At 71.9% G+C, this 4,420-nt stretch carries 5 protein-coding genes; 2 read left to right on the top strand and 3 right to left on the bottom strand.

Features of this window, described 5'->3' with window-relative positions; all coding sequences use genetic code 11:
* Positions 1–68: 68 nt before the first annotated feature.
* On the bottom strand, positions 69–281 hold the full coding sequence (locus ACIQOV_RS29235) for an EF-hand domain-containing protein (protein ID WP_359898577.1): 213 nt from the start codon (positions 279–281) through the stop codon (positions 69–71).
* A gap of 175 nt (positions 282–456) precedes the next feature.
* Between ACIQOV_RS29235 and ACIQOV_RS29230 the strand changes: the two genes are divergently transcribed.
* Positions 457–1,125: a lysophospholipid acyltransferase family protein gene (locus ACIQOV_RS29230; RefSeq protein ID WP_359898578.1), complete on the top strand. Its 669-nt coding sequence runs from the start codon at positions 457–459 to the stop codon at positions 1,123–1,125.
* A 55-nt stretch (positions 1,126–1,180) separates the two neighbouring features.
* Here ACIQOV_RS29230 and ACIQOV_RS29225 read toward each other — a convergent pair whose 3' ends face one another.
* Together ACIQOV_RS29225 and ACIQOV_RS29220 are read right to left on the bottom strand one after the other, a co-directional pair.
* The gene (locus ACIQOV_RS29225; protein ID WP_401053558.1) at positions 1,181–3,019 is read right to left on the bottom strand and encodes an ABC transporter ATP-binding protein; all 1,839 of its coding nucleotides are present in this window, start codon (positions 3,017–3,019) and stop codon (positions 1,181–1,183) included.
* A 258-nt stretch (positions 3,020–3,277) separates the two neighbouring features.
* Positions 3,278–4,051, bottom strand: coding sequence for an SDR family NAD(P)-dependent oxidoreductase (locus ACIQOV_RS29220; RefSeq protein ID WP_401053556.1), 774 nt, complete (start codon positions 4,049–4,051; stop codon positions 3,278–3,280).
* 155 nt (positions 4,052–4,206) lie between these two features.
* Here ACIQOV_RS29220 and ACIQOV_RS29215 point away from each other — a divergent pair, with 155 nt between their 5' ends.
* Entirely contained in the window at positions 4,207–4,410 is a 204-nt protein-coding gene (locus ACIQOV_RS29215) for a hypothetical protein (RefSeq protein ID WP_401053554.1), read from the top strand.
* Positions 4,411–4,420: the final 10 nt, after the last annotated feature.

Here is a 4,420-nt window from a genome sequence, read left to right as displayed (position 1 = left end):
GAGAACAGCGGGGGCCTCCGGACGGGGCCGGTGCCGCCGGTACGGCGACCGGCCCCGTCGGCGCGGGTTCAGCGCCGGCGGGCGGCCAGGAACTCCTCGAAGGTCAGGACGCCGTCGTGGTTGGTGTCCATGCTGTGGATCAGCGCCTCGGCCATCGAGATGGTGACGTCGTGGTCGCCCATCTCGTTGGCGGCCAGGGCGTACTCGGCCGGGGTGATCCTGCCGTCGCCGTCCTTGTCGAAACGGTCGAAAAAGGCCTTGATCGCCTCGGTGGTCTCCATCGTGCCCTCCTGGGTACTGCGGGTGTCGCTCGGTTCGGACGGCCGTACCCTACCCGGCCGTGGCGCGCGCCACGGTCGCCGGGAGTGGACGTGCGCGGGGGTGGGTGTCGTAGTCTGCGGATCTGATTGCAGGCCCGGGCTCCTCCCGGGCGGTCGTTCGTCCAGGGAGGGAATCGTGCTCGACCTCGTCACCAAGTTGGTGCTGAAACCGGTCTCGCGGGGGATCTGGCGGCCGGCCATCGAGGGAATCGAGAACGTGCCGCGCAAGGGCGGGGTGATCCTGGCCAGCAACCACCTGTCCTTCATCGACAGCGTGGTGATCCCGCTGACCGCCCCGCGCCGGGTCCACTTCCTCGCGAAGGCCGAGTACTTCACCGGCACCGGACTCAAGGGCCGGCTCTCCAAGGACTTCTTCGAGGCCATCGGCGCCGTGCCGGTCGAGCGCGGCACCTACCGTTCCGCTCAGGCCTCGCTGGAGTCGGCGCTGGAGATCCTGGAGGACGGCAAGGCCTTCGGTATCTACCCCGAGGGCACCCGCTCGCTGGACGGCCGGCTCTACCGGGGCAAGACGGGCGTCGCCTGGCTCGCGCTGACCGCGGGCGTGCCGGTCGTGCCGGTGGCGCTGGAGGGTCCGGAGCAGATCCTGCCGGTGGGCAAGCGGATCCCGCGGTTGAAGAAGGTGACGGTCCGCTTCGGCGAGCCGCTGCACTTCGACGAGCTGCACGGGCAGGCCCGTTCGCTGAAGGCCCGTCGGCAGGTGACCGACGAGGTCATGGCGGCCATCCAGCGGCTCTCCGGCCAGGAGGTCGCGGAGAGCTACAACGAGGTGCCGAAGGCGGCCTGACCGCCGGGTCCGTCACCGGCGCGCACGCCCACGCTCGCACCCGCGCCGCGGCTCGTCACACGCGCCCGAGCACGGCCGGTTCGGGCTGCCCGGCGGCCTCCGGCACCTCCCGGCGCAGCAGCGCCGCGTACCGGCCGTCCAGCGCCACCAACTCCTCGTGGGTACCGAGTTCGACCACCTCGCCGCGGTCCAGGACGGCTATCTGGTCGGCGGCGCGGACGGTGGAGAGCCGGTGCGCGATGGTGATCGTGGTGCGGCCGGCGGCCAGGGTGTCCACGGCCTGCTGGACGGCGCGCTCGGTGCGGTTGTCGAGCGCGCTGGTGGCCTCGTCGAGGATCAGCACCGGCGGGTTGCGCAGGATCGTCCGGGCGAGCGCGAGGCGCTGCTTCTCGCCGCCGGAGAAGCGGTAGCCGCGCTCGCCGACCAGGGTGTCGTAGCCGTCCGGGAGGGCGGCGATGGTGTCGTGGATCTGCGCGGCCCGGGCGGCCTCGACCAGTTCCGCGTCGTCGGCGCCGGGCTTGGCGAAGCGCAGGTTCTCGGCGACCGAGGCGTGGAAGAGGTAGGTCTCCTGGGAGACCACGCCGACCGCTCCGGCCAGGGTGTCGAAGGACAGTTCGCGTACGTCCACGCCGTCCAGGGTGACCTGGCCGCCGGTGACGTCGTACAACCGCGGCACGAGGTAGCTGAGGGTGCTCTTGCCCGAGCCGGTCTCGCCGACCACGGCCAGTGAGCTCCCGGCCGGGACGGTGAGGTCGACGCCGGCCAGGGTCGGGCGCTCCTGCTCCGGGTCGTAGCGGAAGTCGACGTCCTTGAAGCGGACCTCGCCGCGGATGCCCGTCAGGGTGACCGGGTCGGCCGGCTCGTCGATCTCCACCGGCAGGTCGAGGTACTCGAAGATGCGCTGGAAGAGCGCCAGGGAGGTCTGCACGTCCACGCCGGTGGAGAGCAGGCTGACGGTCGGGCGGAAGAGGCCCTGCTGGAGGGTGACGAAGGCGACCAGGGTGCCGACCGAGACGATCGGCGCGCCGGCGGCGGAGGTCAGCCCGGCCGCCCAGTAGATCAGCGCGGGCATCGCGGCCATCACGATCATGATGGTGTTCATCCGCCAGCGCCCGGCCATGCTGGCCCGCACCTCCAGGTCCGCGAGCTGGTCGGACTGGTCGGTGAACTCCCGGGCCAGCGAACCGGAGCGGCCCATCGTGCGGCCGAGCAGGATGCCGCTGACCGACAGCGACTCCTGGACCGCCGAGCTCATCGCGGCCAGCTGCTTCTGCCGCTCGGTGGTGATCTTCTTGCGCTCCCGGCCGACCCGGCGGCTGATCCAGACGAACAGCGGGAGCAGCAGCAGCGAGACGACGGTCAGCCGCCAGTCGAGGGCGACCATGGCGACGACGGAGGCGACCACCGCGGTCAGGTTGGAGACCAGGCTGGTCGCGGTGGAGGTCACCGTGGACTGCATGCCGCCGATGTCGTTGGCGATCCGGGACTGCACCTCGCCGGTGCGCGTTCGGGTGAAGAAGGCCAGCGACTGCCGCTGGAGGTGGCCGTAGACGGAGGTGCGCAGGTCGTGCATCACGCGCTGGCCGACGGTGGTGGAGATCAGCGTCTGGAGGACGTTGAAGACGCTGTTCACCACGGCGGTCAGGATCATCCCGAGCGCGAGCAGGCTGAGCAGCCCGGTGCGGCCCTGCGGGATGGCGATGTCCAGGACGGCCCTGAGCAGGAACGGGGAGACGACCGAGACCACCGCGGAGGCGGCCACCAGCAGCCCGACGACGGTCAGGCGGCCCCGGTACGGGCGGAAGAGCGCGAGGATGCGGCGCCACTCGGCCGAGGGGCGGGGTTCGCCCTCGGCGCGCTCGGGCGGGGTCCAGTCGATGGCGGTGGGCCTCAAGGACGGGCCTCCCTGGGTGGGACGGTCGGGCGGACGGTCGGACTGGGGTCAGCATAGCGAGGATAGCTCATAGTTAGACAAGCTAATAGTGAGGGTTGCTCTATTCCTCGGCTCCCGCCGACCCGCCGACCCGCCGACCCGCGGACCGGCGGACCGGCCGACCGGCCGGGACCCGCGCCCGACCGCCCCGGCCAGCCGACCGCCCGGAGCCCGGCGGCCGCCCGGGACCCGCGCCCGACCGCCCGACCGCCCCGGCCGTCAGTTGGTCCGGTAGGTGCGCGCCGCCTTCGAGGAGAGCCCGCCGAGCTTGCCGGAGGGCAGCACCCGCGCGATGGCCACGGCGGCCTTGTACCGCTTGCCCGGCACGGACACGGACCGACCGCGGGCCAGGTCGCGCATCGCCTCGTCCACCACCCGCTCGGCGGAGAGCCAGGACCAGGACGGGATGTTGCCGGTGCCCATCCCGGCCCGCTGGTGGAACTCGGTCCGGGTGAAGCCCGGGCACAGCGCCATCATCCGCACGCCCGTACCGCCGAGGTCGCGCAGCACGCCCTGGGTGAAGCTCACCACCCAGGCCTTGCTCGCGCCGTACGTGCCGCGCGGCAGGAAGGCCGCCACCGAGGCGACATTGACGATCGCACCGCGGCCGCGCTCCCGCATGCCGGGCAGGGCGGCCGTGGTCAACCGCAGGATCGCCTCGATGTGCACCTTCAGCATGGCCAGCTCGTCCTGGAGCGGAACCGTGCCGAAGGCGCCCTTGTTGCCGAAGCCGGCGTTGTTGACCAGGAGGTCCACCGGGCGGGCGGCGTCGGCGAGCCGGGCCTCCACGGCGCCGATGCCCTCGTCCGTCGCGAGGTCGGCGGTCAGCACCTCCGCCTCGATGCCGTACCTGCCGTGCAGGTCGGCGGCTGCGCGCTCCAGGCGCTCGGTGTCCCGGGCCACCAGCACGAGCTGGTAGCCGCTGCGGGCGAGCCGGCGGGCGAAGGCGGCTCCGATGCCGGCGGTCGCGCCGGTGATCAAGGCTGTGGTCATGCCCCCGACCGTACCGACTCGCCGCGACAGGGCCCACATCCAGGGCAATGCCCCAGCTCAGCGGGCTGCGGATGCAGGTCACCGGAGGTGCTCGTACTGTCGAACGAGGGCATCGTCCGACCGGGCGGTGAAATCCAGACGAGGAGGCACTTCTGATGCTTACTCAGTTCCGGACCGGAACGTCAACGACGTCACGCAGCACGACGCTTGAGGCCGAGACACTCGCGAGCCTGATGGTGGAGGAAGAGGCCGTCGTGTCCGACGCGCCCACGTACTCGCCCGAGGCCGCGGGGCTCCTGCTCCTGCTCGGCCTGGTCCTGCTCTCCCCGAAGGGACCGAAGGAGAAGCCGATCAGGTAGCCGGGCCCCC

Origin of the sequence: Kitasatospora sp. NPDC091257 (genome assembly GCF_044757675.1) — a bacterium.
In the GTDB taxonomy this organism is placed as follows: domain Bacteria; phylum Actinomycetota; class Actinomycetes; order Streptomycetales; family Streptomycetaceae; genus Kitasatospora; species Kitasatospora lactacystinica.
The sequence above is the reverse complement of the archived record's forward strand: the minus strand, read 5'-3'. Positions and strand labels throughout refer to the sequence as shown.

Bases quoted from the DNA above. Each gene is read 5' to 3' on its own strand.
- ACIQOV_RS29235 (WP_359898577.1), bottom strand. From the start codon at position 281: ATGGAGACCACCGAGGCGATCAAGGCCTTTTTCGACCGTTTCGACAAG.
- ACIQOV_RS29220 (WP_401053556.1), bottom strand. From the start codon at position 4,051: ATGACCACAGCCTTGATCACCGGCGCGACCGCCGGCATCGGAGCCGCC.
- ACIQOV_RS29215 (WP_401053554.1), top strand. From the start codon at position 4,207: ATGCTTACTCAGTTCCGGACCGGAACGTCAACGACGTCACGCAGCACG.